The 24,847-nt window shown below is 65.6% G+C and carries 24 protein-coding genes and 1 pseudogene; 10 read left to right on the forward strand and 15 right to left on the reverse strand.

All coding sequences use genetic code 11. From position 1 onward, the window contains the following. Positions 1 to 24 precede the first annotated feature (24 nt). The 3 genes from KAK09_RS09805 (at position 25) to metG (ending at position 5,164) form a co-directional block, all read left to right on the forward strand. A complete protein-coding gene (locus tag KAK09_RS09805) occupies positions 25 to 1,251 on the forward strand; it encodes an MFS transporter (protein WP_210878757.1) in 1,227 nt (408 codons plus the stop codon). 75 nt (positions 1,252 to 1,326) lie between these two features. Further along, the gene (locus KAK09_RS09810; RefSeq protein WP_210878758.1) at positions 1,327 to 3,324 is read left to right on the forward strand and encodes a bifunctional metallophosphatase/5'-nucleotidase; all 1,998 of its coding nucleotides are present in this window, start codon (positions 1,327 to 1,329) and stop codon (positions 3,322 to 3,324) included. A 127-nt stretch (positions 3,325 to 3,451) separates the two neighbouring features. Next, positions 3,452 to 5,164, forward strand: a complete 1,713-nt coding sequence (gene metG, locus KAK09_RS09815) for a methionine--tRNA ligase (RefSeq protein ID WP_210878759.1) — start codon at positions 3,452 to 3,454, stop codon at positions 5,162 to 5,164. Positions 5,165 to 5,177: 13 nt separating this feature from the next. Here the strand turns inward: metG and KAK09_RS09820 are convergent, their stop codons facing one another. The 10 genes from KAK09_RS09820 to KAK09_RS09865 all read right to left on the reverse strand — a co-directional run bounded on the left by KAK09_RS09820 (position 5,178) and on the right by KAK09_RS09865 (position 14,992). Next, a complete protein-coding gene (locus KAK09_RS09820; protein WP_210878760.1) occupies positions 5,178 to 6,548 on the reverse strand; it encodes a sigma-54-dependent transcriptional regulator in 1,371 nt (456 codons plus the stop codon). Beyond that, positions 6,545 to 6,682, reverse strand: a complete 138-nt coding sequence (locus KAK09_RS09825) for a hypothetical protein (RefSeq protein ID WP_210878761.1) — start codon at positions 6,680 to 6,682, stop codon at positions 6,545 to 6,547. Before KAK09_RS09825 ends, KAK09_RS09820 begins: the two co-directional genes overlap by 4 nt. A 16-nt stretch (positions 6,683 to 6,698) precedes the next feature. Beyond that, positions 6,699 to 7,985, reverse strand: a complete 1,287-nt coding sequence (locus tag KAK09_RS09830) for a c-type cytochrome (RefSeq protein WP_210878762.1) — start codon at positions 7,983 to 7,985, stop codon at positions 6,699 to 6,701. Between the two features lie 4 nt (positions 7,986 to 7,989). Further along, the gene (locus KAK09_RS09835; RefSeq protein ID WP_210878763.1) at positions 7,990 to 9,207 is read right to left on the reverse strand and encodes a formate dehydrogenase subunit gamma; all 1,218 of its coding nucleotides are present in this window, start codon (positions 9,205 to 9,207) and stop codon (positions 7,990 to 7,992) included. A 104-nt stretch (positions 9,208 to 9,311) separates the two neighbouring features. Beyond that, a complete protein-coding gene (gene fdh3B / locus KAK09_RS09840; RefSeq protein ID WP_210878764.1) occupies positions 9,312 to 9,908 on the reverse strand; it encodes a formate dehydrogenase FDH3 subunit beta in 597 nt (198 codons plus the stop codon). A 12-nt stretch (positions 9,909 to 9,920) separates the two neighbouring features. Continuing rightward, the gene (locus KAK09_RS09845) at positions 9,921 to 12,818 is read right to left on the reverse strand and encodes a formate dehydrogenase subunit alpha (protein WP_210878765.1); all 2,898 of its coding nucleotides are present in this window, start codon (positions 12,816 to 12,818) and stop codon (positions 9,921 to 9,923) included. A gap of 105 nt (positions 12,819 to 12,923) precedes the next feature. Next, complete coding sequence (locus KAK09_RS09850) at positions 12,924 to 13,115, reverse strand: ubiquinol-cytochrome c reductase iron-sulfur subunit N-terminal domain-containing protein (protein WP_210878766.1); 192 nt, start codon at positions 13,113 to 13,115, stop codon at positions 12,924 to 12,926. A gap of 55 nt (positions 13,116 to 13,170) precedes the next feature. Then, positions 13,171 to 13,800, reverse strand: a complete 630-nt coding sequence (locus tag KAK09_RS09855) for a TorD/DmsD family molecular chaperone (RefSeq protein WP_210878767.1) — start codon at positions 13,798 to 13,800, stop codon at positions 13,171 to 13,173. After that, positions 13,797 to 14,423, reverse strand: a complete 627-nt coding sequence (locus KAK09_RS09860; RefSeq protein ID WP_210878768.1) for a DUF3306 domain-containing protein — start codon at positions 14,421 to 14,423, stop codon at positions 13,797 to 13,799. Before KAK09_RS09860 ends, KAK09_RS09855 begins: the two co-directional genes overlap by 4 nt. Beyond that, complete coding sequence (locus KAK09_RS09865; RefSeq protein WP_418895525.1) at positions 14,420 to 14,992, reverse strand: DUF3305 domain-containing protein; 573 nt, start codon at positions 14,990 to 14,992, stop codon at positions 14,420 to 14,422. Before KAK09_RS09865 ends, KAK09_RS09860 begins: the two co-directional genes overlap by 4 nt. A 368-nt stretch (positions 14,993 to 15,360) precedes the next feature. Here KAK09_RS09865 and KAK09_RS09870 point away from each other — a divergent pair, with 368 nt between their 5' ends. After that, positions 15,361 to 17,316, forward strand: a complete 1,956-nt coding sequence (locus KAK09_RS09870) for a 4Fe-4S binding protein (protein WP_210878770.1) — start codon at positions 15,361 to 15,363, stop codon at positions 17,314 to 17,316. Here KAK09_RS09870 and KAK09_RS09875 read toward each other — a convergent pair. Next, the gene (locus KAK09_RS09875; protein ID WP_210878771.1) at positions 17,310 to 18,077 is read right to left on the reverse strand and encodes a hypothetical protein; all 768 of its coding nucleotides are present in this window, start codon (positions 18,075 to 18,077) and stop codon (positions 17,310 to 17,312) included. The genes KAK09_RS09870 and KAK09_RS09875 overlap by 7 nt on opposite strands. Positions 18,078 to 18,140: 63 nt before the next feature. Here KAK09_RS09875 and KAK09_RS09880 point away from each other — a divergent pair, with 63 nt between their 5' ends. Genes KAK09_RS09880 through KAK09_RS09895 form a run of 4 tightly spaced genes read left to right on the forward strand, consistent with a single transcriptional unit; the run spans position 18,141 to position 20,590 of the window. Then, positions 18,141 to 18,335: a DUF6494 family protein gene (locus KAK09_RS09880; RefSeq protein WP_210878772.1), complete on the forward strand. Its 195-nt coding sequence runs from the start codon at positions 18,141 to 18,143 to the stop codon at positions 18,333 to 18,335. Between the two features lies 1 nt (position 18,336). After that, positions 18,337 to 19,398, forward strand: coding sequence for an iron-sulfur cluster carrier protein ApbC (gene apbC / locus KAK09_RS09885; protein ID WP_210878773.1), 1,062 nt, complete (start codon positions 18,337 to 18,339; stop codon positions 19,396 to 19,398). Continuing rightward, positions 19,395 to 20,111 carry a biotin/lipoate--protein ligase family protein gene (locus KAK09_RS09890; protein ID WP_210878774.1) on the forward strand — a complete coding sequence of 239 codons (717 nt, stop codon included), beginning with the start codon at positions 19,395 to 19,397 and terminating at the stop codon, positions 20,109 to 20,111. The genes apbC and KAK09_RS09890 overlap by 4 nt, the downstream gene beginning before the upstream one ends. After that, a complete protein-coding gene (locus KAK09_RS09895) occupies positions 20,111 to 20,590 on the forward strand; it encodes a DUF6505 family protein (protein WP_210878775.1) in 480 nt (159 codons plus the stop codon). Before KAK09_RS09890 ends, KAK09_RS09895 begins: the two co-directional genes overlap by 1 nt. 9 nt (positions 20,591 to 20,599) lie before the next feature. Here the strand turns inward: KAK09_RS09895 and tspO are convergent, their stop codons facing one another. The 3 genes and pseudogenes from tspO to KAK09_RS09910 all read right to left on the reverse strand — a co-directional run bounded on the left by tspO (position 20,600) and on the right by KAK09_RS09910 (position 22,250). After that, positions 20,600 to 21,061, reverse strand: a complete 462-nt coding sequence (gene tspO / locus KAK09_RS09900) for a tryptophan-rich sensory protein TspO (protein WP_210878776.1) — start codon at positions 21,059 to 21,061, stop codon at positions 20,600 to 20,602. Positions 21,062 to 21,180: 119 nt separating this feature from the next. Continuing rightward, a pseudogene (locus KAK09_RS19110) lies at positions 21,181 to 21,357 on the reverse strand (phytoene desaturase); the annotation flags it as partial. Positions 21,358 to 21,494: 137 nt separating this feature from the next. Next, on the reverse strand, positions 21,495 to 22,250 hold the full coding sequence (locus KAK09_RS09910; protein WP_210878777.1) for an alpha/beta fold hydrolase: 756 nt from the start codon (positions 22,248 to 22,250) through the stop codon (positions 21,495 to 21,497). 76 nt (positions 22,251 to 22,326) lie between these two features. Here KAK09_RS09910 and KAK09_RS09915 point away from each other — a divergent pair, with 76 nt between their 5' ends. Beyond that, complete coding sequence (locus KAK09_RS09915) at positions 22,327 to 22,701, forward strand: hypothetical protein (protein WP_210878778.1); 375 nt, start codon at positions 22,327 to 22,329, stop codon at positions 22,699 to 22,701. On the opposite strand, the gene KAK09_RS09920 is transcribed toward KAK09_RS09915, so the two are convergent. Then, positions 22,668 to 24,173: a class I adenylate-forming enzyme family protein gene (locus KAK09_RS09920; RefSeq protein WP_210878779.1), complete on the reverse strand. Its 1,506-nt coding sequence runs from the start codon at positions 24,171 to 24,173 to the stop codon at positions 22,668 to 22,670. The two genes, KAK09_RS09915 and KAK09_RS09920, sit on opposite strands and share 34 nt — an antisense overlap. Before the next feature lie 112 nt (positions 24,174 to 24,285). Here KAK09_RS09920 and KAK09_RS09925 point away from each other — a divergent pair, with 112 nt between their 5' ends. Continuing rightward, complete coding sequence (locus tag KAK09_RS09925) at positions 24,286 to 24,828, forward strand: LuxR C-terminal-related transcriptional regulator (RefSeq protein WP_210878780.1); 543 nt, start codon at positions 24,286 to 24,288, stop codon at positions 24,826 to 24,828. Positions 24,829 to 24,847: the final 19 nt, after the last annotated feature.

The raw sequence follows: 24,847 nt of genomic DNA on the forward strand, positions 1-24,847 counted from the left end.
CGCCCCTGCCATGGTCGGGGCATCATGCGCCTACTCATCTCCTTCGCCGCCCTCTTTCTCTCGGTCGTGCTACTGCAGCTTTCGACCGGCGGGGTCGGCCCGCTCGATGCGCTTTCGGGAATTGTTCTGGGCTTTACCACCACCGAGATCGGCCTTCTTGGATCGGCACATTTCGTCGGGTTTTTCATAGGGTGCTGGTTCGCGCCGCGCCTCATGGGGTCCATCGGGCATTCGCGCGCCTTCGCCGCCTTCACCGCTGCGGGCGCCATCGGCCTTCTGGCGCATATGATGGTGACGGACCCCTTTGCCTGGGCGCTGATGCGGGTGGCGTCGGGGTTGTGCGTAGCGGGCTGCTACACGGTGATCGAGGCCTGGTTGCAGGCCAAGGTCACCAACGAGACGCGCGGGCGCACCATGGGGGTCTACCGCGTGGTGGATATGGGCGCGTCTCTGGCGGCGCAACTGATCATCTCCGTGCTCACCCCTGCGGCCTATTTTTCCTATAATATCCTTGCGTTACTGTGCTGTGCGGCGCTTTTACCGCTGACCCTGTCGCGGCTGAAAGAACCCGAGACACCCAAAGCCCCGCGCCTGCGTCCGATGCTGCTCGTCGCCTGTTCGCCGCTCGCCACGGCAGGGGTGCTGGTGGCGGCGCTCTCAAGCGCGTCCTTCCGAATGGTCGGGCCGCTTTATGGCCAGCAGGTCGGCCTTGCCATCGACCAGATCGCCGGGTTTCTGGCGGTCTTCGTGCTGGGGGGCGCGGTGGCGCAATACCCGGTGGGCTGGCTTGCGGATCGTTATGACCGGCGGTGGGTGCTTATCGGCCTGTCGGTCGCGGCAATCCTGTCCTGTCTCTCGACCGCGACCATCGAGGGGCTGGGAACCCCCGGCATTCTTGCCACCGCCTTCTTCTTTGGCATGACCACATTCCCGATCTATTCGATCTCCGCCGCCCATGCCCATGATTTTGCCGACGCCTCCGAGCGGGTGGAGCTGTCTGCCGCGCTCATGTTCTTCTTTGCCGTGGGGGCGATCGCCGCGCCGCTTCTCGCCTCGACGCTGATCGATGCCTACGGGCCGCCTGCCATGTTCTACATGATCGCCATGGGGCACGCGGCGCTGGTGCTGTTCGGGTTCTGGCGGATGTGGAGGCGCCCGGGCACCGAAACCCGCACCGCCTATGTCTGGTCGCCGCGCACCTCGTTCCTGATCGGGCGGCTGACCGGGCGCAGCCGCGACCGCAAGGACTGAGCCCGGCCATCAAGAAACTGTCACATCCTGCTGCTACCGCTCTGTCCATCCGATAACCGCAAGGATTCTTCCGACATGTCCCACCCTGCCGCCCCATTCTCGCGCCGCGCGTTCATCGTCGGCACGGCCGCTGCAGGCCTCACGCCGCTGCTGTCGTTCCGCACCGCCGCCGAAGCAGGCCCGGGCGAGTTGCTGATGGTGCCCGCCACGCCGAATCCCGCTGGGGTGGCCGAGCGGCTGTTCCTACTCAAGGGCGATCCCTTGGCCGGGCCGATCCGCGCCATCGTCACCGAAACCGGCAACCCGGTTCCCGCCCCGGCGCTGGACGAGGGGGCCCGACGCGTGCTGCGCGTGCTGCATTACAACGACTTGCACAACCACATCACCGACAGTCATGCCAAACACGGCGACACGCACCGCCTCGCGCAGATGGTCCGGCACGTCAAGGCGGCCCGTGCCGCCGCCACCGAGACCGAGGTGGTGCTTTTTGCCTCGGGCGGGGATGATCATACCGGCTCGATCTTCGACGAGTTGCTGGGCTGGACACCAGAGGAATTCGTGGCCGATGCGGGTTATCGCGCGGCCTCGGCTGCGGGTGTCGATATCGCCGTTCTGGGCAATCACGAGTTCGACCGGGGCGCACAGATGCTGCAACTGGGCATTGCGCGCGATGCCGCCTTCCCGGTCGTCTCCGCCAATGTCCACGGCTCCCGGCATATCCTGCGCGACCGCGACTACACCGCGGCCGCAGTGATCGAGGCGAAGGGCCTGCGCATCGGCGTCATGGGCCTCACGACGCAGATCGATACCCGCGTGGGCCAGCCCGACGATCCGGGCATGGGGGTGGCAAGCCCCGTCGCGGCGGTGCGCAACGTGCTGCCCGCACTCGCGGAAATCTCCGACGTGGTGCTCGTCCTGTCACATTGCGGCTATGGCAGCGGCCAGCACCGCACCGGCAAGGCCGGGGCGGCACGAATGATCGGCGAGGGCGATTTCGACATCGCCGAGGCTGCGGGGTCCCTCACCGACAGGCCGGTCGTGCTGATCGGCGGCCATTCCCACACGCCGCTCAACGAGGCCGGGCTTGATGCCAACAACGTGATCGCGGGCGTGCTGATGACGCAGGCCGAGGCCAATGGCAGGTATCTCGGCGAAATCGTCATGTCCATCGCGGCGCAGAACGGGCGGCAAGGCTGGTTCAGCCATGTCGGCCTGCACCCGATCAAACAGCGCGATGACCGTGTGCCCGCCAACGATCCGCGCGCCGCGACCCTTGAAAACGATGACGATTACGACCACGCTTTCGAGGCCGCCCATGTCGCGCCACTTCTCGTCGCACTCGAGTCGCGCATGGCCGATACAATCGGCACCGTGTCCGGGGATGCGCCGGTCTCACCCGAGGTTGTGATGGCCGACCGTTACATGCGCGAAACCGCGCTCCTGAACTTCATGAACGATGCGCTTGTCGCGCGCTCCGATACATTCCCCGGCGGGCCGGTCGATATCGCGCTGTTCAATGCCACGGCGATCCTTGCGGGTCTCACGCCCGGACCGCTCAGCTTTGGCCAGTGGTATGATGTCATGCCTTATGCCGATCTGGTGCATGTGGCAACAATGACCGGGGCCGAGATCGCCGCGATGGTGCAATCGAACGCGCATCGCATCGTCCGTCCCGAAGAGGCCGCCGATATCGATCCGAGCGGCTTTGTCTCGCGCGGGTTCCTGCATTTCTCTTCGGGGCTGCGCTACACCATCGCGCTCGGGGCGTCGGCCCTTGAGGCACGCGCCGAGGCGATCACGCTGCTTGGCAACCCGCTTGAGGCGGTGCGCGACAAGCGGTTCCGCGTCGCCTTTAACAGTTATATCCGGCTGGGGGCCTTTGCCGAGGCGTGGAACGGCCAGCCGATCGTCGCCGGCGTGCCGGGCGAGATCCCCGGAATGGACCTGCGCGGGCTGGACTATACCCATCCGGGCCTTGTCTACCGCAACGAGATCATTGCCCATATCCGCGCCGTGGGCGGCATCTCACCCGAGACGGGCGCGCGTCTCGATGGACGACTAGCCATAGCCTGAGTCGGGTGCCGGGTTCGACCCGACCCGCACGGGTCGGACCGGCCCGCCTTGTGCGCCACGCCCCTGCTGGAAACCCCTGTCGTTCCGCGCTAAACGGGGCGCGACGCAGGACAAGGGCACAGTCAGGATGGCACGGCATCTCATCACCTCGGCGATCCCCTATATCAACGGGATCAAACATCTGGGCAATCTGGTGGGCTCGCAGTTGCCTGCCGACCTTTTCGCCCGCTATTGCCGCGCTCGCGGCCATGAGGTGCTGTTTCTCTGCGCCACCGACGAGCACGGCACCCCCGCCGAACTCGCCGCCGCCAAGGCGGGCAAGCCGGTGGCCGAGTATTGCGCCGAAATGTGGGCCGTTCAGGCCGAAATCGCCCGTGGCTTTCGCCTCAGCTTTGACCATTTCGGGCGCTCCTCCTCGCCCCAGAACCATCGCCTGACCCAGCATTTCGCCGCACGGCTCGACGCGGCGGGGCTCATCCGAGAGGTGAGCGAGATGCAGATGTATTCCCGTGCAGACCAACGCTTTCTGCCCGACCGCTATATCGAGGGCACCTGCCCCAATTGCGGCTATGAGAGCGCGCGCGGCGATCAGTGCGACAACTGCACCAAGCAGCTTGACCCGGTGGAGCTGATCAACCCGCGCTCGACGATCTCGGGCTCAACCGATCTGGAGATGCGCGAGACGCGCCATCTCTACCTGCGCCAATCGGCCATGAAGGATGAACTGGAACGCTGGATCGACACGCGCGAGGGCTGGCCGGTTCTGACGACCTCGATCGCCAAGAAATGGCTCAATGACGGCGAGGGATTGCAGGATCGCGGCATCACCCGCGATCTCGACTGGGGTGTGCCCGTCAGGAAGGGCGACGCGCCCTGGCCGGGGATGGAGGGCAAGGTCTTCTACGTCTGGTTCGACGCGCCCATCGAATATATCGCCTGCGCGCAGGAATGGGTGGACGCGGGCAAGGGCGATGACTGGGAACGCTGGTGGCGCACCGACAAGGGTGCCGATGACGTGCGCTATACCCAGTTCATGGGCAAGGACAACGTGCCGTTCCACACCCTGTCCTTTCCGGTCACGATCCTCGGCAGCGGCGAGCCATGGAAACTTGTCGATTACATCAAGTCGTTCAATTACCTCAATTACGACGGTGGCCAGTTCAGCACCTCGCGCGGGCGCGGCGTGTTCATGGATCAGGCGCTTGAAATCCTGCCCGCCGATTACTGGCGGTGGTGGCTGCTGAGCCACGCGCCCGAATCCTCGGACAGCGAGTTCACATGGGAGAATTTCCAGGCGAGCGTGAACAAGGATCTGGCCGATGTGCTGGGCAATTTCGTTTCTCGCGTGACCAAGTTCTGCCGCGCGAAATTCGGCGAGGTGGTACCCGAGGGCGGCGCGTATGGCGCGGCCGAGGAGGCACTGATTGCCACGCTCACCACCCGCATCCGGGCCTATGAGGGCCATATGGAGGCGATGGAGGTGCGCAAATCCGCCTCTGAGTTGCGCGCAATCTGGGTTCTGGGCAACGAATACCTGCAAGAGGCAGCACCCTGGTCCACCGTCAAGACCGATCCCGCGACGGCGGCGATGCAGGTGCGCCTCGCGCTCAACCTGATCCGGCTCTATGCGGTGCTCTCGGCGCCCTTCATCCCCGACGCCGCCGCGACGATGCTGGCCGCAATGCACAGCGCCGATGACCGCTGGCCCGGGGATGTGGCCGCCGCGCTGGAGATGCTCGAACCCGGCCACGCCTTCGAGGTGCCCGAGGTGCTGTTCACCAAGATTGCCGACGAGGCGCGCGAGGACTGGCAGGCGCGGTTTGCGGGCGTGCGGGGCTAAGGCACCGCGCCCCTCAGATCCCCCAGGCCGCGCATTTGCGGTCGATCGTCTTGCGCGCGACCCCCAGCCGCCGCGCGGCCTCGGCGCGATTACCGCCGCAGGCATCGAGCACGGCCATGATGTGCCGCTGCTCCACCAGCTCCAGCGTCTCGATCGCCTGCGCGCCGGTCACGCGCCCCTCGCCCGCGAATTCGGGCGGAAACCCCCCGAGGATCACCGACCGTTCGATCAGGTTGCGCAACTCGCGCACATTGCCGGGCCAGTCGTAGCGGCTCAGCTTCAACAGCACCTGCTCGTTCAACTCGAGCGCGGGCATCCCGAGAACCTTGGTGAATTCGCTCATGAACAGCGCGGCCAGTTCGCCGATATCCTCCTTGCGGTCCTTCAGGCTTGGCATACCGACATTCACGATGTTGATTCGATGGTAGAGATCGGCCCGGAAACGCCCCTCGCGCACTGCCCCTTCCAGATCGGCATTGGTGGCAAAGAGAAACCGCAGGTCAAGCGGCACTTCGCGCTCGGATCCAAGCGGGCGGATGCGCCGGTCTTCGAGCACCCGCAAGAGCGCGGCCTGCACCCCGTCGGGAAGTTGCGCCACCTCATCCAGCAAAAGCGTGCCGCCCTCGGCGTGCAGCAACAGACCATCCTTGCGCTTGCGGCCATCCTCGTCGATCTGGCCGAACAGTTCCTCGGCGATATGCTCGTTCGAGATGGCCGCACAGTTCACCGCGACAAAGGGCTTGTCGGCCCGGTCCGAAAGCGCATGCAGCGTGCGCGCCGCCACCTCCTTGCCGGTGCCGCTCGCGCCGGTGAACAGGACCGAGGTAGGCATCGGCGCGAGCCGCGTCAGCATCTCACGCACCCGTTGAATGGTGGAGGAATGGCCCAGAAGCCGACCGCGCGCCGTGCCGCCACCACCCGACAATTCGTGCCTCAGAAGATAGTTGTCCCGCGCAAGATACTTGCGGTCCAGCGCGCGCGCGACGGCGTTCAGAATCTGGTTGGCACGAAAGGGCTTGAGCACGAAATCGGTGACGCCCGCCCTGAGCGCCTTGATCGCCGTATCGAGATCGGCATAGGCGGTCATCAGGATCGTCTCGGCGAAAAGTCCCACCCGGCGCTGTTCCTCCAGCCAGTCCAGCCCGGTCTTGTCAGGCATGAGGTTGTCAAGGATCAGCAGGTCGAAATGCCCCTGATCGAGGATCGCCCCTGCCTCGGCACAGGAACGCGCCTGTTCCACCTGCCGACAACGCGGAGTCAGCGTCTTGACCAGAAAATTTCGCATCCCCGGCTCGTCGTCGATGATGAGCACGGCGGCACGCCCGAGATTTTCACCGTAATCGTCGCGGGGCGCAGGGGCCTTGGCGGCGATGCGCGCAGTCATTCGCGCGCGTCACCAAGCCTGACACTGTCGCTGGCGCGGGTCGCTTCGACCGTATAGCCCAGTTCGCGCAGCACGGTTGGTGCGGCGGCGGCGATCACGGCGCTGGCCACAAAGGCTGCAAGCATGGCTTTCATCTTCTCGGGTCTCCTCTCATTTGGTGGCGCGGCGCAGATAGGCAATCAGATCCTGCCTGTCCTGTGCCCCGGTAATACGTTGCATCGGCATCTTGGAACCGGGGATATAGTGATCCGGGCCGAGGTCGAACAGCGCGTCGATGCTCTCATCTCCCCAGACGATATCGGAATTGGCAAGGATGGGCGAGTAGGGATAGCCCGTCACCGCCCCGGCCGCGCGCCCGAAGAGGCCATGGAGCGTCGGCCCCGCCTTGCGCGAGGGCGGTGGTGTCAGTGCGTGACAGATCGAGCATTTGCGCATGAATTGCCGCTCGCCGTTCTCCATCTCCTCGGGCGGGCGCAGAAAGCTGTGCTCGGCCTCGCCCGCCGCGTCGTAATCGTCGAGCATGGCGACGGGCCAACCATAGACCACATCCGACAACCCCCCGGCATAGAGCATCCGCCCATCGGGCGAAAAGGCAAGCGCCCAGACCGGCCCCCGGCCCATGGCCTTGAAATCGCGGGTGATCTTCCAGGCGCCCGTGTCGATCACCATGATGAAGCCATGCCCGTCCCCGGCAGCAAGCTGGCCCGTGCCCTCATGATGCACCAACGCCAGCACGGGCCGCCGGTCGAGGGTGAAATCCGCGACCTCGGCACCGTTTTCCGCGTCAACCACCCGCGTTGCGCCATCGACCGCGCCATAGGCGATCCATGCGTCGCCAGGCCCCACCACCAGTTCGTTGATTCCAAAGCCCTGATCGACCAGCACGCGCGAGACCACATCGGCCGCCTGCCAGCGCCAGACACGCAGCGTGCCATCCGCTGAGGTAGAGAAAAGCCGCGCACCATCGGCGGCAAAAGCCACATCGGTCACCGACGCGTCATGCCCCTTGAGAAAGCGCGGCGCACCACCCGCCACTGGCCAGAGCCCGATCGAGCCATCCCAGCTTGCCGAGGCAATCCAAGCACCATCGGGCGATATGGCAACCGAGGCGACCTTGCCCTGATGCCCCTCGAGTCGCGTCGCGGTGCCGCTATCTCGCTCCCACACGATCAGATCGAAATCATCTCCGCCCGAGACGAGGTGCCCCTCGCCCATAGGGGCCAGCGCGATGACCGCCGCTTCGTGCCCCTCGAGCCAGCGGGGATCGCGCCCCCGCCAGAGCCCGACGGAATTGTCGAAGCTCGCCGAAGCCAGCGTGCCGTCATCAAGCACGGCAAGCCCCATGACCGGCCCGCCATGCCCCTTGAGCGTGGTGAACTCCTGGCCCGCGGCCGGGACCGCCGCCAGAAGCCAGAACGCCGCAAGCCATCCGCGCATGATCTCACTCGGCGGGATGGGCGGCCTTGTGGGGCGTGTCGGGCGCATGGCCCTTCTCTTGCAACTCGGCCAGCCATAGCCCGTGATGCTCGCGCGCCCACTGCTCCTCGACCTCACCCGAGCCCATGGCATCGAACGCGCCCTCCATCCCGACCGAACCGATATAGATATGTGCGAGGATAATGGCGATGAGGACGAAGGCCATGATCGTGTGCCAGAGCGACGCCAGCTGCATTTCCTCATGCGGCGCGAGGATCTCGGGCAGCGGCCCAAGGCCCACCAGCTGCGGTAGCCCCATGTTGTTGAGGATGACGAAGGTCTTGGCGAACATAGGCAGTTCGAACGGAAAGAGCAGCGACAGCCCAGAGGCCGAGATCGACGCACCAAAGACGATCACCGACCAAAAGATCATCTTTTGTCCGGCATTGAACTTCTTTGCCGGCGGATGCACGCCCTTGGTGAAGATGCCCCCGCCCACGGCCAGCCATTTGAGATCGACCCGGTTGGGGATGTTGTGCGCGACCCACATCACGAAGACCATGACGAGCCCCAGCATGAAAGCCCAGGCAATGTTGTTGTGCACCCATTTCGAGGCTACGGCGATGGTAGAGAAAGCCTCTCGCCCCAGAAGCGGGATGATCACCATGCGCCCGAACAGGACCAGCAGGCCAGTCACCGCCAGCACGATGAAAGAGCCCGCCATCAACCAGTGGCCGAACCGCTCCACCGCCTGAAAACGGGTGACGGTGCGCCCGGTCTTTGCGCCGTCGATGCGGATCTTGCCTCGGATCAGGTAGAACACTGCCAAAAGCACGATCGTGGCCCCCAGAAGCCATGCGCCATAGGTGGCAAGCGGCCCCTTGCGGAACTCCAGCCAGCGCATCCCGGCATCCTGAATGAGCACGCGCGCCTCCGGCCCGCCCGCCGAAACCTTCACATCCTCAAGGCCGTAGCGCAGCGCACGCCAGACCTCGGCATCGGACGCACCGCCTAGCGTGCCCAACTGACCCGCCATATCGGCGGCATTGTCAGGGTTGCCAATGGCTTTGCGACGGAAACTGTCGTCGATCCGCTCGCCGCGCTGCCGGGCTAGCACGTCTTCAAGCGTTTGCGCGCCGCCAGTGGCAGAGCGGTCGGGTTGCGGGGCCTCTGCCCCCTGCTGCGCAGCCAGCGGCAGCGCAAGGAACAGCGACAGAAACAGCGTCAGGATCATGCGGGACATGGCAGATCATCCTGTGTGAGAATTCAAAGGAAGCGGGGGCGGCAACCAGGGCCGCCCGCCGCTGAAAGGAACAGGGCGCGCACCGCGCGCCCTGCCGGAGCGGGTCATCCGCCGCTTTGCTGGCCGTAGGCGCTTCCCCAGCCCCAGGCGCCCGAGCCGAAGCCACGGGCCACCACGCGCTCGCGATAGATGGCCGAGACCACATCGCCATCGCCAGCCAGAAGCGCCTTAGTCGAGCACATCTCGGCGCAGATGGGCAGCTTGCCCTCGGCGATCCGGTTGCGCCCATACTTCTGGAACTCGGCCTGGCTGTGGTTCTCCTCGGGGCCGCCCTTGCAGAAGGTGCATTTGTCCATCTTGCCACGGGACCCGAAATTGCCCGCCTGCGGGAATTGCGGCGCACCGAACGGGCACGCGTAGAAGCAATAGCCGCAGCCGATGCAGAGGTCCTTGGAGTGGAGCACCACGCCTTCCTCGTCCTGGTAGAAGCAATCCACCGGACAGACCGCCATGCAGGGCGCATCCGAGCAGTGCATGCAGGCCACCGAGATCGAGCGTTCACCGGGTTTGCCGTCATTGATCGTCACCACCTTGCGGCGGTTGATCCCCCACGGCACCTCGTGCTCGTTCTTGCAGGCCGTGACGCAGGCGTTGCATTCGATGCAGCGCTCGGCGTCGCAGAGAAACTTTGCTCTTGCCATTCTCTTTCCTCCTTACGCTGGCATGATCTTGCAGAGAGTACACTTGGTCTCCTGCATCTGGGTCACGCTGTCATAGCCATAGGTCTGGGCGGTGTTGGTGCTTTCACCCAGAACATAGGGATCGGCCCCCTTGGGATAGTTCTCCCGCAGGTCGCGCCCCTCGAAATGACCGCCAAAGTGGAACGGCATGAAGGCAACGCCTTCGCCCACCCTCTCGGTGACCATGGCCATGACCTTGACCTTGGCGCCTTCGGCACCTTCGACCCAGACCTGTGCGCCGTCCCGCACGCCGATATTATTGGCATCGCGCGGGTTGATTTCGACGAACATGTCCTGCTGCAACTCGGCCAGCCACGGGTTTGACCGGGTCTCGTCGCCGCCACCCTCATATTCGACCAGACGGCCGGAGGTGAGGATGATCGGATAGTCCTTCGAGAAGTCGTTCTTCTGGATCGACGCATAGAGCGTCGGCAGACGATAGGCACGACGGTCCTCGTAGGTCGGGTAGTCGGCCACCAGATCACGCCGGTTCGTATAGAGCGGCTCGCGGTGCAGCGGCACCGGGTCGGGGAAGGTCCAGACGACCGCGCGGGCCTTGGCATTGCCGAAGGGCGCACATTCGTGCTTGATCGCCACCCGCTGGATCCCGCCCGAAAGGTCGGTTTTCCAGTTGGCAGCCGGGCCACCCGCCGCTTCGATCTCGGCGCGTTCGGCATCGGTCAGGTCGGCATCCCAGCCCAGATCCATCAGCATCTGCATGGTGAATTCCGGATACCCGTCCTGAAGTTCCGAGCCGACCGAATAGACGCCTTCGGCCAGAAGGTTGTCGCCGTCGCGCTCCACGCCGAACCGGGCGCGGAAGGTCAGGCCGCCCTGAGACACCGGTTTGGACATGTCATAAAGGACATGCGTGCCCGGATGCTTCATCTCCGGCGTGCCCCAGCACGGCCAGGGCAGACCATAGGTCTCGCCATCGGCCGGGCCACCCACGGCGCGCAGCGTCGTCCTGTCGAACGTGTGCTGGTTGGCCATGTGCAGCTTGAGCCGCTCGGGCGACTGCCCGGTATAACCAATCGTCCACATCCCGCGGTTGATCTCGCGCAGCGTGTCCTCGATCTCCGGCGTCAGCCCGTCATCTTCCAGCTTGATGTTGCGGAAGATGCGGTCATGGAAGTCGAACTTCTTCGAGAAAAGCGCGATGATCTCGTGATCGGGCTTCGATTCGAAGAGCGGAGCCATGACCTGATCGCGCCATTGCAGCGAGCGGTTCGAGGCGGTGACAGAGCCGCGCGTCTCGAACTGCGTCGTGGCCGGCAAGAGATAGACCCCGTCGGTGCGGTCGTTCATCACCGCCGAGACAGTCGGGAACGGATCGACCACGACCAGCAGGTCGAGTTTCTCCATCGCCGTCTTCATCTCCTTGCCGCGGGTCTGACTGTTGGGCGCGTGTCCCCACAGCACCATTGCACGGACCTTGTTGGGCTGGTCGATGTTCTCGGCGTCCTCGAGAACGCCATCGATCCAGCGGCTGACCGGAATGCCAGTGAGATACTGAAGTGGCTGGTCCTTGCCGTCCTTGTCCTTGATCTTGTCGAACCGCGAGGCGAGCCATTCGGAGTCTTCACCCCAGACGCGCGCCCAGTGCTTCCACGCCCCGGCATTGAGGCCATAGTAGCCCGGCAAAGAGTGGCTCAGCACGCCAAGATCCGTGGCGCCCTGAACGTTGTCATGGCCGCGGAAGATGTTGGTGCCGCCGCCTTCCACGCCCATGTTGCCAAGCGCAAGCTGCAACACGCAATAGGCGCGCGTGTTGTTGTTGCCGGTGGTGTGCTGGGTGCCGCCCATGCACCAGATCACGGTGCCCGGACGGTTGTTGACCAGCGTGCGCGCAACGCGGCGCATCTGGCTTTCCGGCACGCCGGTCACGCGCTCGACCTCTGCGGGCGTCCATTTGGCCACCTCGGCCTTGATCTGGTCCATCCCCCAGACACGGGTGCGGATGAATTCCTTGTCCTCCCAGCCATTCTCGAAGATGTGCCACAGGATGCCCCAGATCAGCGCCACGTCCGAACCGGGACGGAAGCGCACATATTCGTCGGCATGGGCTGCGGTGCGGGTGAACCGCGGGTCGCAGACGATAAGCGGCGCGTTGTTCTCTTCCTTGGCCTTGAGCACATGCAGCAGGCTGACGGGATGCGCCTCGGCCGGGTTGCCGCCGATGATGAAGATGGCCTTGGATTTATGGATGTCGTTGTAGCTGTTGGTCATGGCGCCGTAGCCCCATGTATTCGCCACACCGGCCACGGTGGTCGAGTGACAGATCCGCGCCTGATGGTCCACGTTGTTCGTGCCCCAATAGGCGGCGAACTTGCGGAACAGATACGCCTGTTCATTGTTGTGCTTGGCCGAGCCGAGCCAGTAGACGCTGTCAGGACCGCTTTCCTCGCGGATCTTCAGCATCTGGTCGCCGATCTCGTTGATGGCCTGGTCCCAGCTGATGCGGGTCCATTCGCCATTCACCTTCTTCATCGGATACTTGAGACGGCGCTCGCCATGGGCGTGCTCGCGGACCGCCGCGCCCTTGGCGCAATGCGACCCGAGGTTGAACGGGCTGTCCCATCCGGGTTCCTGCCCGGTCCAGACGCCATTCTGCACTTCGGCGATGACCGTGCAGCCGACCGAACAGTGCGTGCAGACGGATTTCACCGTCTTTACGGCCGCACCCGCCGCACTCTGGGCGTTCGCCCTGGTTACGGTGCCACCCAGGGCACCCATTGCGGCAAGGCCACCGATGGCCAGACCGCTACCGCGCAGGAACGCGCGACGGTCAACGGATTTGCCGCCGACCTCGGACAGGATACTTGTCCGCTGGGGGCGTCGCGCAACCCCGTTGGTCTTTTTCCTAAGCATGTTTCTCTCTCCTCCCTGGGCCGTTCATGGGCCGGGCATTACGACGAACCGCAGACAGTCGGGCGTCACGCAACCAGTCGTCAGCGGGTGTGACCTCGTCCGGTATCAGAACCGGGCGCTGTCGAAATAGGCGCGGGTATGCGCGGTATCCTGCATCAGGTTCGATGACAGGTCAGGCTCGGCGGCCTCGGCCTGCGTGCCTGTCACGGCCGCAGCCACGGCGGCAACGGGCGCGCCGCTGGCGGCCAGCTTGAGGAAATCGCGGCGGCTGCTGCCGTCCTCGGGTTTCCTGGTCATGGGGTCGTCCCCTCCTCTGGTTGTGGCGACCGAAGCCGCCGGTTGGTGCGCGGCCTCAGGCCCCGCTCATCCGGAAGCCCTCGGCCTCGATCTCCATGAACACCCGGCCGACCGCGCCGACCGAGGCATAGAGAACCGAGCTTTGAGCGGCTTCCAAATCCGCAAAGAAATGACCCGCCCAGGGACCTATATGGCGCCCGAAGAAGGTCTTTTGGTCCTCAAGGCTGGCCGGACGACCAAACCGGCCCCGGATCAGCCCCGCCATCATCTCCATCAGCGAGGCGATATTGTCCTCGGGCTCATAGACATTGTCTGCCCGCCGCATGCCCCGCGCGGCCATGTCCCGGCGGAGGCTGGCCAGCGGCTTTTCGTTCAGAAAGCCGGTGAGGTAATAGCTGGCATAGGGCAGGAGCTCGCCCCGTCCCAGCCCGATGAAAAGCGCATTGAACTCCGACTCCACCGCGCGCGGTGTGCTCACCGCGGCGACGCGCGCAAGCGCGCTTATCGCCTGCCCCATCGCGGTGTCATCGCCAGCCAGCCCGGCGGTGCGCCCCAGCAGGTCCGCATCGGCGGGGCGCGCCAGAAGGGCAGCAAGAAAGTCGTAAAGATCGGCGCGCAGGCGATCCTCTTCGGCAATCGCGGGCGCGGCGGTCTCTTGATCCATGAGGGTCTCCTGGTTGGTCATGCGTGCGCTCCGGCGCTGTCGTCAAAGGCAAAGCGCATCCGGCGGCGCGGCGGCAGCGGTGCCTCGGCGGCATCTTCGTCGGGTGCCCCGGCGCTGTCTTCTTCGGAGGCGCGCGCGATGTGCGGTTCCGGCGCGGGGTCCGGTGCCGCCGCGGTCATCGCCACCGGCGCGGGCTCTGCGATACGCCCTGCGGGTGCATCCTCTGCCGCCTCGGCCTCGGCCTGGCGGGCCATCTCCTGCACATGGGCGAGCATCCCCTTGCCCACCTGATAGGCGGTCTGGAGGTTCTCGATCACGCGGCTGCTGTCGGTGAAATCCTCGCCATAGTCGATCATGCCGTCGAGATTGGCCAGCACCGGATTGCTCAGCCAGAGCCGCCGCAGCGCACGACGACGCAACCGCTCGGGCACGGCCCTCGCCATGAATGCGCGGAAATCATCGCCAGGGCCAAGCGTGTCGGGATCGGGCAAACCCAGTTCCTCGCAAAGCTCCTCGTCGCTCTTTTCGGCAAGCCTGGTCTCGCGCACGGTCAGTTCCGCCGCTTCCGAGGCGCGCGCCTCGGCCTCGGCCTCGGCCTCGACACGGGCCTTGCGGCGCGACCAGAAATCGCCCTCCTGGCTCAATGCAGCCTCTCCTTGCGGGCAAGGGCGGGCGCGCGATAGACATCCGCCGCCTGCGGAATACGCGCGTCGCCAATCCCGTCCTGCGTTCCATTGACATTCGCCCGGTCGCGCCGACGCTTCTGAAACACTTCCTCGACGTGATGCGCGGCGACAAAATCATGGACAAGAGCAATAACCCCCTCGGGCATCGGCACCTTTTCCACGATCTCCTCGCCGGTGTCGCAATAATCCTGTGCCTCATAGGGCGAAGCAGTGACAAGCGTCACCTCATAGGGCATCTCGCCCGCCCCTGCGGGCACAGGGCGCATGATGACATAGACCGATGGCACGGGCGCGCGCAGGCCCTCAAGATACGACTCGGTCTGTGTGTGGTGCAGATCAAGAGTGACGGTGGCAGCGTGATATTCCACTGCCTCACCCTCGCACCGCAACTCGCGCCAGTCTGCGGGCCCCGCTCCGGGCAGAACCGCCACCGCGCGCCAGCACCATTCCGCCCAGCGCGTCACGCCCGGCGTCTTGCGCACGACAACTCCGATCGGCAGCAGAATCTGCTTGTCGGTTACTGCAATATCCACGGCAGGCTTCATCCCCTTGTTAGCCACCTCCAAGATTGGTGCAGTTTACTGACCACGCAAAGTAATTTCTGTGTGCAGCGGTCCACAAACCCCAAATCACGGTCATTTTGAACCATGTTCCGCGCCCGCCCCGCCCGATATGGACAGATTGACCGGCACAGCCACGGAATGCTGCGTCGCCGCATCGCGAGAAACTGAAATCAAACGGAATCAATCAGGCTTCCTTCGGGGGCGAAACACCCTCTGCCGCACCCGGGACATGATTCGAAATCCGGTTTACGGGGGCCGCGAATCATGTCTAACCTCTGGTCCAGACGGCGCGCGCCGTGCCCTTCCCGACACCGAAACACCCCGAGGGAAACATGCCCAAGAAACTGATTTTGTGTGATTGTTCCGGCTCTCAGGCGATCGACCCAACAGCCCTTGCCGCGGCCACGGGGATGGGCTGTTCGCGACTTCATTCGGCGCTTTGCACCGCCGAGGCGGGTGCCGCGGCCAAGGCGATCGAGGGGGGGGATGCCATTATTTGCTGCGCACAGGAGCGGCGGATATTCGAGGAGATTGCAGTCGATCTGGGGGTGGAAGTGCCCGCCTTTCTCGACCTGCGCGACCGCGCCGGATGGTCCGACGACCCGGCCCCGAAACTACCCAAAATGTCCGCGCTCGCGGCCGAGGCGATGCTCGCTGCACGGCCGGACAAGACGCTGGACGTGGTGTCCGAGGGGCTGTGCCTCATCATCGGCGACGCCGAGATGGCACTTTCGGCGGCAGAGAAACTCAGCCCCGTTCTCGGGGTGACCGTCCTTCTGAGCGACGCGATCGACCCGCCCGAGACCCGTGACTTTGACGTGATCCGGGGCCGGATCGCGCAGGCCGCGGGCGCGCTCGGCGGGTTTTCGGTGCGCATCGACGCGCTGCAAGAGGTCGATCCCGGCGGGCGCGGCGTCCTGCGCTGGACGCCCCCCCGCGATGGCGGGCAGACGCAATGCGATGTCATTCTCGATCTGTCGGGCAACACCCCGCTCTTTCCCGCGCCCACGAAACGCGAGGGTTATCTGCGTGCCGATCCCGGCAGCCTGACTGCGGTGGCCGACGCGATCCTCGCGGCATCGCAACTCGTCGGTACATTCGAGAAACCGCTCTATGTCACGCTCCAGCCGCTGCTCTGCGCCCATTCCCGCGCCGAACAGACCGGATGCAGCAAATGCCTCGACATCTGCCCGACCGGCGCGATCACGCCTGCGGGCGATCATGTCAGCATTGATCCGATGATTTGCGCGGGGTGTGGATCATGTGCCGCGCGCTGCCCCTCGGGGGCGATCAGCTATGATGCGCCGCCGCCTGACATGATCTTTCGCCGCATCCAGACGCTGGCCTCGGCCTATCGCAAGGCAGGCGGCACCACGCCGCGCCTGCTGGTGCATGATGCGGGGTTTGGCGCCGAGATGATCCGCCTCGCCGCGCGCCACGGGCGCGGCCTGCCTGCCGATGTTATCCCGCTGGAGGTTTCGGCGCTTGCGGGTTTCGGCCATGCCGAGATCCTCGCCGCGCTCGCCTCTGGCTTTGCCGAGGTATCGGTGCTTCTCTCGCCCAGCACCGAGCGCGATGCCCCCGATCAGGAAATACCGCTGGCACAGGCGCTGGCAGGGGGGCATCCCGTGCGTGTTCTGGACCTCAACGACCCCGACGCGCTCTGCGACGCACTTTACGACCAGCCCTCGCCGCCCCCGCTGGCAGAGCCTGTTCTGCCCATGGGCAGCCGCCGTCAGGTTGCGCGCCTCGCCGCGCGCGCGCTCAACCCCGGCGCGGACACGCTCGATCTGCCCGCCGCCGCCCCCTATGGCGCGGTGCTGGTCGATAAGGATGCCTGCACACTTTGTCTGTCCTGCGTCTCGCTCTGCCCCTCCGGCGCGCTGATGGACAACGAGGACCTGCCGCAACTGCGCTTTCAGGAGGATGCCTGCCTGCAATGCGGGCTCTGCGCCACGATCTGCCCGGAAAAGGCAATCACGCTGGAGCCCCGGATGAACCTGACCGACAGCGCGCTGACGCAGGTGGTGCTCAACGAGGAAGAGCCCTTTGCCTGTGTCGAGTGCGGCGTCCTTTTCGGCTCGAAATCCACGATTCAAAGGATCACTGAGAAACTTGCCGGCAAGCACGCGCTTTTTGCCACGTCAGAGGCCGCGCGCATGATCCAGATGTGCGAGAATTGCCGCATCCAGGCGCAGTTCAACGCAGCCGACAACCCCTTTGCCATGGGCGAGCGCCCGCGCGTGCGCACCACCGAGGATTATCTTTCCAAGCGCAAGGATCACTGAATTTGCACCGGAGCGCCCAGATCGGCGGGGACCATGCCCGCCACATAGGTCAGGATCGACTCGAGTTCTTCCGGGGTGACCTCGATCGGCACGATCGCGGGCGGCAGATGCTCGGCAAAAGGTGCGGTCACGCCGATGACCCGGGTAAAGGCGGGGTGGGGCTTGAGCGTGTAGAAACTCTGAAACCGCGCGTCCCAATCCGCCAACGTCCTCAGCGCGCCGAAAGAGGGGGTCGAGCCGATGCCGCCGCGCCGGTCGGGATCGACCACATGGCAGCGCCCGCATTGCGCCTGCGCCACCTGGCGACCCTCGACTGCGTCGCCGTTGAAGACCGGGCCGGTCTCCTCCTGCTCCTCCGCCTCGGGCAGGGAAAAAGGCGCAACGCCCGCCACCTCGAACCCCGTCACCGTGCGCTGCCCGATCTCGGAGCCGATCCACTCGGCAAAGCGCGCCGCGCCGGGATGATCCCCTGCAAGGCGCAACCGCCACGTCGCGCCCTCGCCGACAAAGACCGCGCTGCCCGCCTGCGTGCCAAGCCCGGCCTCCGCCTCGGCACCCTCGGGCACGACCTCTATGCGCACCCCGCTCTTGAGCGAGAAGCGCGGCAGGATATATCCCAGAAGCCCGCTCTCGATCAGAACCTCGGGTGCGGCCAGTCGAAAGCGCCGCTCATCCGCCCCTGCCGCCAGCGGCCACATAAGCGCGAGGCCAAGCGCGAGCCACTGGCAAATCCGGGCAGGAGTTGGGATAAGGCGTTCCATGCCCAAGGTTAGAAACAGCCCCGCTGCTGCGTCAAGCGCGGGATCAGAGAGAGGGAGAAAGAGATGAGCGACGATTTCAACATGTCGATGCGCAAGTTCCTGAAGCAGGTGGGCGTCACCTCGCAGCAGGCTATCGAGGACGGACTGCGCGCCAAGGGGGCCACAGCCGGGCAGGAATTCACGGCCAGGGTGGTTCTGACCGTCGAGGGGCTGGATATCGAACACACCGTGACCGGCACGATCAAGGGGCAGGACTGACGTGACAGCAACACGCGAAAGCGTCCTTGAGGCGCTGAAAAAGATCGCCGATCCGATCAGCGGCAGCGATATCGTCTCGGCGGGAATCGTGCGCGCGCTCAATGTCGAAGGCGACACCGTGCGTTTCGTGCTCGAAATCGATCCCGCGAAGGCCGAGACCTATGCCCCGGTGCGCGACGCGGCTGAACAAGCGGCGAAAGCGGCGGGCGCGGCCAGCGTCTCGGCGGTGCTGACAGCGCATTCCGCAAAGGCCCCGCCCGACCTCAAGCCCGCCCGCAAGGCCGAACCCAAAGGCCCGCAGCGGGTGCCGGGCGTGGACCGGATCATCGCCATCGCGTCGGGCAAGGGCGGCGTGGGCAAATCCACCGTGTCCTCCAACCTCGCCTGCGCGCTTGCCGCCGAGGGTCGCCGCGTGGGCCTTCTGGATGCCGATGTCTATGGCCCCTCGCAGCCCCGGATGCTGGGCGTCTCCGGCCGCCCCGCAAGCCCCGATGGCAAGACCATCCTGCCCTTGCGCAACCATGGCGTCACCATGATGTCCATCGGCCTCATGGTGAACGAGGGGCAGGCCGTGGTCTGGCGCGGCCCGATGCTCATGGGCGCGCTGCAACAGATGCTGATGCAAGTGCAATGGGGCGCGCTCGATGTGCTGATCGTCGATCTGCCGCCGGGCACCGGCGACGTGCAGATGACCCTTGCGCAAAAGGCGCATGTGGATGGGGCCATCGTGGTCTCGACGCCGCAGGATGTCGCGCTTCTGGATGCGCGCAAGGGCATCGACATGTTCCAGCAGCTCAAGGTGCCGGTGCTGGGCCTGATCGAGAACATGAGCACACATATCTGCTCCAATTGCGGGCATGAGGAGCATATATTTGGCCATGGCGGCGTGAAGGCCGAGGCCGAGAGGCTGGGTGTGCCGCTTCTGGCGGAAATCCCGTTGCATCTCGATATCCGCCTCGCCTCGGATGGCGGCGCGCCCATCGTGGTGACCAAACCCGAGAGCGCGCAGGCTCAGTCCTTCCGCAAGGTGGCGCGCGATCTGGTGGCGCGGGGTCTGGCATGAGCACGCAGGGCGCAGCCCCGTCCTTCCCGCCGCTTCTCACCGGGATTGCGGTTACCGGCGCGATCGAGCCGTTCAACAAGGCCCGCGCCATGGCCGCGCTTGGCTGCGACGCGGGCACGGTTGTGCATAATATCACCGCCGACCGCATCGCCGCCGCGCTTGTCCTCGCCCCCGAGGTGCCGCTCGGCCGCGCCATGGCGATGCTGCCCGCCTGCGGCGTCGGGTTCCAGAACGCGCTCGGTGCGCTCGGGCCGCCCGAGGTGGCGGTGCATCTCGACTGGGCAGGCGGCATCCGGGTGAACGGCGCACGCTGCGGGCGGCTGCGCGTCGCGGCGGGCACAAGCGATCCCGCCGCCCTGCCCGACTGGCTAGTGATCGGGCTGGAGGTGCCACTCGTCCTGCTGACCGACCGCCCCGGCGAACACCCAGACGAAACCGCCCTCTACGAGGAAGGCTGTGCCGAGGTGGAGCCGGTCGCGCTGCTCGAGGCCTGGGCGCGCCATACCCTTGTCTGGATCACCCGCTGGGAGGACGAGGGCACGCGCGCGCTCCATGCCGAGTGGCGCGGTCTGGCCTGGGGCATGGGCGAAGAGACCACCCAAGGCAACCTCACCGGCACCTGGCTTGGCGTGGACGAGGATTTCGGGATGCTGTTGCGCGACCAGGAAACCACCCATCTCATCCCCCTCACAACGGTTCTGGAGGCAGCCTGATGAAACTCGCCCGCGCGATCCATTTCGATGAAAGCGACATGCGCGTCTATCACAGCCCCGCGCGCACCGGCGAATGGTGCCTTTCGGGCGGCTTCGAGTTCTCCAACTGGACCAAGGCGGATCTTACCGGCAAATCCCGGCAGGCATTTGCCAATGGCTGGCTGGGGCTGGAGACCTTCGGGCGCGTCACTTTTGTGGCCGTCACTCAGGTGGAACCGTCCGAGGCCGAGGCATTGACCGAATCCCTCGCCGCGCATTTCGTCGCGCTTTACGGCGCACCCGATCTGGCCGCCGCGTGGCCCGTGGCGCGCGACGAAATCGCGCAGATGGCCGAGCTATGCGAGGAGCACGCGCCCAACACGCTGCTCACCGTCCTGCGCGAACTGACCGAGACGGGCGTGCGCGAGAGCTACAGCGTGATCGAACCACAGGACGCCGAACTTGATCTTGTCGCCGTGCACGGCTCGCTCGACGAGTAAGCCGCAGGCTCAGCCCGCCTCCTGCGGGTTGAGCCGGATCACTGCAAGATTGAGCGCCCCCGCCACGCTGACCCAGACCAGATAGGGCACGAACAACAGCCCCGCCCAAATGTCCACCTGCCACAGCGCCAGAAGCGTCGCCGCCACCGAGACCCACAGCGCCCCCAGCACCATCAGGCCAAGCCGCATCCGCCGCAGCCCGAAAAACACCGGCGTCCACAACCCGTTGAGCGCGATCTGCAAGGCCCAGAGTGCCATCGCAAGGCTGTTCCCCTCGCTCATCGCCGCGCGCGCCCCCGCCGCCGCCATGCAGATGTAAAGCGTCGTCCAGGCCACCGGGAAAAGCCAGTTTGGCGGCGTCCAGCGCGGCTTGCTGAGGCGCGCATACCATTCGCCCGGCGGAAACAGGCCCCCCGTCGATCCGGCAGCGAAACAGGCGGCAAGGAAAATGGCGAAAAGGACATAGATCATTCCGCTGGTATAGCGGGGGAACCGCCGCGCTTCAACGCGTCACGGCGCGCGGCGTCGCGGGCCTTGAGACCCGCAAGCGTGGCGTGGAGCGTGTCCGACCAGTCGCGCGCGGGCTGCGCATACATCGAGGTGACATGAAACGGATCGCCACCGATGAACAGCGGATGGAACGACAGCGCCATGCGCAACCGCTCGTCGCGCACCCGCCGCGCGGCATGGGCATAGACCGAGCGATCCGCGCGCAGCCAGGCGAATTTCGGCAACACCGTGATGAGATCGACCAGCCGGTGCCTCGACCCACAGCTTTCGCGCGCTCATTCCGGCACTGGCGCAGGATCACCACGTCGTTGCACGCGACCTGCCCGGCCAAGGCTTTACCGCATCCGGCACAAGGAAAGCCCGGTTCAAGACGCTCCGGCCGCGCACCGCGCGTCTATCCCAGCCATTCGCGAACTGCCGCCTCGAATTCGCGCGGCCTATCGGCGTGGAGCCAGTGGCCCGCGCCGGGGAGTTTCGCAAATTGCGCGCGCGGGAAAAGCGCCTTGATCCGGGCGCGGTGCTCGGGGGCGACATAGCCCGATTCCGCGCCGGTCAGGAACAGGCATTTCCCCTCGTAAACGCCTGAAATGTCGGGAAACCCGAGGATCTTCGGCATCTCGCGCCCTAGCGTGTCGAGATTGAGCGCCCAGCGCCGCTCCTTCACGTCGAGTGCCTGAAGAAAGAACGGCACGAGATCGGGATTATCGACCGCCTCCAGGAGTTGCGCGCCCGCATCAGAGCGTCTCTCAACCCTGCTCAGATCAACCGATTTCATCGCCTCGACATACTGTATCTGGCTGTGGCCATAGGCAACGGGCGCGATATCCGCCACGATCAGCCGGTTCACAAGCTCTGGCCGCGTGAGCGCCAGCACCATCGCCGCCTTGCCACCCATGGAATGCCCCATGACATCCCAAGTCCCGCCGTCCGCCGCGATGACTTCGGCCAGATCGGCGGCCATATCCTCGTAGGAATGCGTTTCAAACCATGGACTGGCACCATGGTTTCGCATGTCCACGGCAACAACGCGGCGGGTATCGGACAGGCGTTTGGCGATCACACCCCAATTGCGCGCCGAACCATAGAGCCCGTGCGCGACAAGCAGTCCGGGGCGCTCGGTTGGCACCCCATGGTCGATATGGGTCAACATGGGCTATCCTTAACGCCACGCGCGCCTCTTGGCCAGAGTGGCAGGGCGTGGCAGGCTGAATAAAGCAGGTTCGCAAGTGATTGACACAACAGAGTTTCATTGGAAGATCGCGAAGTTGCGCGCGGCGCTTGCTACAAAACTGCGCGTGAAAGGGCCGCATCTCGAGCGTCAGATTCGCCGCGCCGGGCGGCGCCTGCCCCGCCGCCAGCGTCGCGCCGCTGCCATGATCCTTGGTGCGCAGGACTGGATGGGCCATGCCCGCCTTGCGCGGCTGGTCGATCACCGCACCGTCAACGCGGCCTTTGCCGATCTTCACCGGCATCTCGACCGGCTCGACCCGGCTGAAGCGCGACGCACGGCGGTGCTGCGATTGGTGGCGGGGATCGTGTTGAACCTGATTATGTTCGGGGGGCTGCTCTATCTCGTCCATTCCTTCGTTCTCGGGTCCTGACCCTCTTGCAGCCGTGCGCGCAGGGCGGTTTTCAGCACCTTGCCATAGTTGTTTTTCGGCAGGCTTTCGACGGCCACATAGCGTTTCGGGCGCTTGAAGCGGGCGATCAGCGCGCGGCAATGGGTGTCGAGCGCCTCCGCCGGCACATCGCCCACCACGAAGGCCACCACCACCTCGCCCCAGTCGGGATCGAGCGCGCCCACCACCGCCGCCTCGGTCACGTCGGGATGGGCAAGCAGCACCTCCTCGACCTCGCGGGGATAAATGTTGGTGCCACCCGAGATGATCATGTCCTTGGACCGGTCACGCAGCGTCAGATACCCGTCGGCATCCATTGCGCCCAGATCGCCGGTCCAGAGCCAGCCGTCGCGCAGCGCCTCGCCGCTCGCCGCCGCATTCTGCCAGTAGCCGGGCATGACCAGATCGCCGCGCACAAGGATTTCGCCCACCTCGCCCTCGGGCACGTCTCGACCCGTCTCGTCGGCGATGCGCACCTCCACCACCGACTGCGCGCGCCCGACCGAGCCAAGCCGCGCGCGCCAGTCGGGATGGGTGCGGTCCGCCACCTCGGCGCGGCCAAGTGCCGTGATCGCCATGGGGGCCTCTCCCTGACCGTAGATCTGGATAAAGACCGGGCCGAACCAATCCACCGCGTCAAGAATATCGGCCTCATACATCGGCCCGCCACCATAGACGATACTGCGCAACCCCTCGCCGCGCGCGCCGGTGTCCTTGGCGTGGGCCGTCAGACGACGCACCATGGTGGGGGCGGCGAACATGTGGATGCGGCCATAATGGCGGGCAAGATCGAGGATCTCGCCCTCGTCGAAGCCGCCCGAGGCGGGGCAGACATGGCGCGCGCCGCGCAGCACATGGACAAGCGCATAAAGCCCCGCGCCATGGCTCATCGGCGCGGCGTAAAGCGTGGCGTCCTCGGGCGAGACCGCATCCACGTCGGCGAGATAGGCAAGCGACATGGAGGCCAGCATCCGGTGGGTGATCATCACACCCTTGGGCCGCCCGGTGGTGCCGGAGGTGTAGAAGAGCCAGGCAAGATCCTGCGGCGCGCGCGGGGCGATGTCGGCCACCGGCGCACCCTCGGTGACGGGCTGCGCAGGCACGCCTTCGGCCTGAAGCACCGCGCGGCGGGGCGCATCTGCCAGCACCACGCGCGCGCCCGCGTTGTCGATGATCCACGCGGCTTCGGCCCCGTGCAGCTTGGCGTTGATCGGCACAGCGACTGCGCCCGCATACCAGATACCGTAAAGTGCGGTCAGATACTCGGGCGCATTGCCCATGAAAAGCGCGACCCGGTCCCCCGGCCCGACCCCTTGCGCCATAAGCCGACCCGCGACGCCGCGCGCACGCGCGTCAAAGCCCGCGTAATCGGCCACCGCGTCGCGCCCGAGAAAGAGCGCCGGACGATGGGGCGCGCCGCGCGCCGCCCGGTCGAGCCAGAGACCGATATTCATGGCCAATCCTCCCTTGTCGGGGGCAGCAAAGCACCGCCCGCGTGGCAGCGCAATTCCGTAGGACTACGCAAATCGCTTGGAGGGCCCTGCGCCGCGCGGCATAACGGCACCCATGGAGATCGGAACCCTAGCCTTCGAGCACGCCCCCATTGGCATTGCCGTGCTCGAACATCGCATCATCCGGGCATGCAACCGGCAATTCGCGGCGATATTCGGCGGCGCGCCCGACGATTATGGCGACGTGCCGCTCGCGCGCTTCTACCCCTCCATCGAGGATTACCGGCGGATCGGCGCGGATGCGCTGGCGATCATGCGCCGAACCGGTCGCTATGCCGACGAACGCGTGATGCGACGGCGGAATGGAGAGCTTTTCTGGTGCCGGGTGCGCGGGGCCTCGCTCACGCCCTCGGCCCCGTTTCAGCGCGGGGTCTGGTCATTCGCCGATCTGTCGGAAGAGCGCCCCCTTGTGCGGCTGACCCAACGCGAACGTGAAGTGGCGATCCTGACCTGCCGGGGGCTGACCTCCAAGGAAATCGGGCTGGAACTGGGGCTGAGCTATCGCACGGTAGAGGTCTATCGCGCGCGCCTGCTGGAAAAGTTCCATGCCCGCAAACTGGCTGAACTGGTGGCCAAGCTCTCGGGAATGCCTCTCTGAGCCGCGCTCCCGCCACGGC

Source organism: Roseovarius autotrophicus, assembly GCF_018069895.1.
In the GTDB taxonomy this organism is placed as follows: Bacteria; Pseudomonadota; Alphaproteobacteria; order Rhodobacterales; family Rhodobacteraceae; genus Roseovarius; species Roseovarius autotrophicus.

Excerpts from the sequence above, each read along its gene's own strand:
- KAK09_RS09870 (WP_210878770.1), top strand. The coding sequence starts at position 15,361 with ATGCCCAAGAAACTGATTTTGTGTGATTGTTCCGGCTCTCAGGCGATC.
- KAK09_RS09925 (WP_210878780.1), top strand. The coding sequence starts at position 24,286 with ATGGAGATCGGAACCCTAGCCTTCGAGCACGCCCCCATTGGCATTGCC.
- KAK09_RS09825 (WP_210878761.1), bottom strand. The coding sequence starts at position 6,682 with ATGAAAGCCATGCTTGCAGCCTTTGTGGCCAGCGCCGTGATCGCCGCC.
- KAK09_RS09890 (WP_210878774.1), top strand. The coding sequence starts at position 19,395 with ATGAGCACGCAGGGCGCAGCCCCGTCCTTCCCGCCGCTTCTCACCGGG.
- KAK09_RS09810 (WP_210878758.1), top strand. The coding sequence starts at position 1,327 with ATGTCCCACCCTGCCGCCCCATTCTCGCGCCGCGCGTTCATCGTCGGC.
- metG (WP_210878759.1), top strand. The coding sequence starts at position 3,452 with ATGGCACGGCATCTCATCACCTCGGCGATCCCCTATATCAACGGGATC.
- KAK09_RS09835 (WP_210878763.1), bottom strand. The coding sequence starts at position 9,207 with ATGTCCCGCATGATCCTGACGCTGTTTCTGTCGCTGTTCCTTGCGCTG.
- KAK09_RS09920 (WP_210878779.1), bottom strand. The coding sequence starts at position 24,173 with ATGAATATCGGTCTCTGGCTCGACCGGGCGGCGCGCGGCGCGCCCCAT.
- KAK09_RS09875 (WP_210878771.1), bottom strand. The coding sequence starts at position 18,077 with ATGGAACGCCTTATCCCAACTCCTGCCCGGATTTGCCAGTGGCTCGCG.
- KAK09_RS09805 (WP_210878757.1), top strand. The coding sequence starts at position 25 with ATGCGCCTACTCATCTCCTTCGCCGCCCTCTTTCTCTCGGTCGTGCTA.
- KAK09_RS09895 (WP_210878775.1), top strand. The coding sequence starts at position 20,111 with ATGAAACTCGCCCGCGCGATCCATTTCGATGAAAGCGACATGCGCGTC.
- KAK09_RS09850 (WP_210878766.1), bottom strand. The coding sequence starts at position 13,115 with ATGACCAGGAAACCCGAGGACGGCAGCAGCCGCCGCGATTTCCTCAAG.
- KAK09_RS09855 (WP_210878767.1), bottom strand. The coding sequence starts at position 13,800 with ATGACCAACCAGGAGACCCTCATGGATCAAGAGACCGCCGCGCCCGCG.
- KAK09_RS09880 (WP_210878772.1), top strand. The coding sequence starts at position 18,141 with ATGAGCGACGATTTCAACATGTCGATGCGCAAGTTCCTGAAGCAGGTG.
- tspO (WP_210878776.1), bottom strand. The coding sequence starts at position 21,061 with ATGATCTATGTCCTTTTCGCCATTTTCCTTGCCGCCTGTTTCGCTGCC.
- fdh3B (WP_210878764.1), bottom strand. The coding sequence starts at position 9,908 with ATGGCAAGAGCAAAGTTTCTCTGCGACGCCGAGCGCTGCATCGAATGC.
- KAK09_RS09820 (WP_210878760.1), bottom strand. The coding sequence starts at position 6,548 with ATGACTGCGCGCATCGCCGCCAAGGCCCCTGCGCCCCGCGACGATTAC.
- KAK09_RS09910 (WP_210878777.1), bottom strand. The coding sequence starts at position 22,250 with ATGTTGACCCATATCGACCATGGGGTGCCAACCGAGCGCCCCGGACTG.
- KAK09_RS09845 (WP_210878765.1), bottom strand. The coding sequence starts at position 12,818 with ATGCTTAGGAAAAAGACCAACGGGGTTGCGCGACGCCCCCAGCGGACA.
- KAK09_RS09830 (WP_210878762.1), bottom strand. The coding sequence starts at position 7,985 with ATGCGCGGATGGCTTGCGGCGTTCTGGCTTCTGGCGGCGGTCCCGGCC.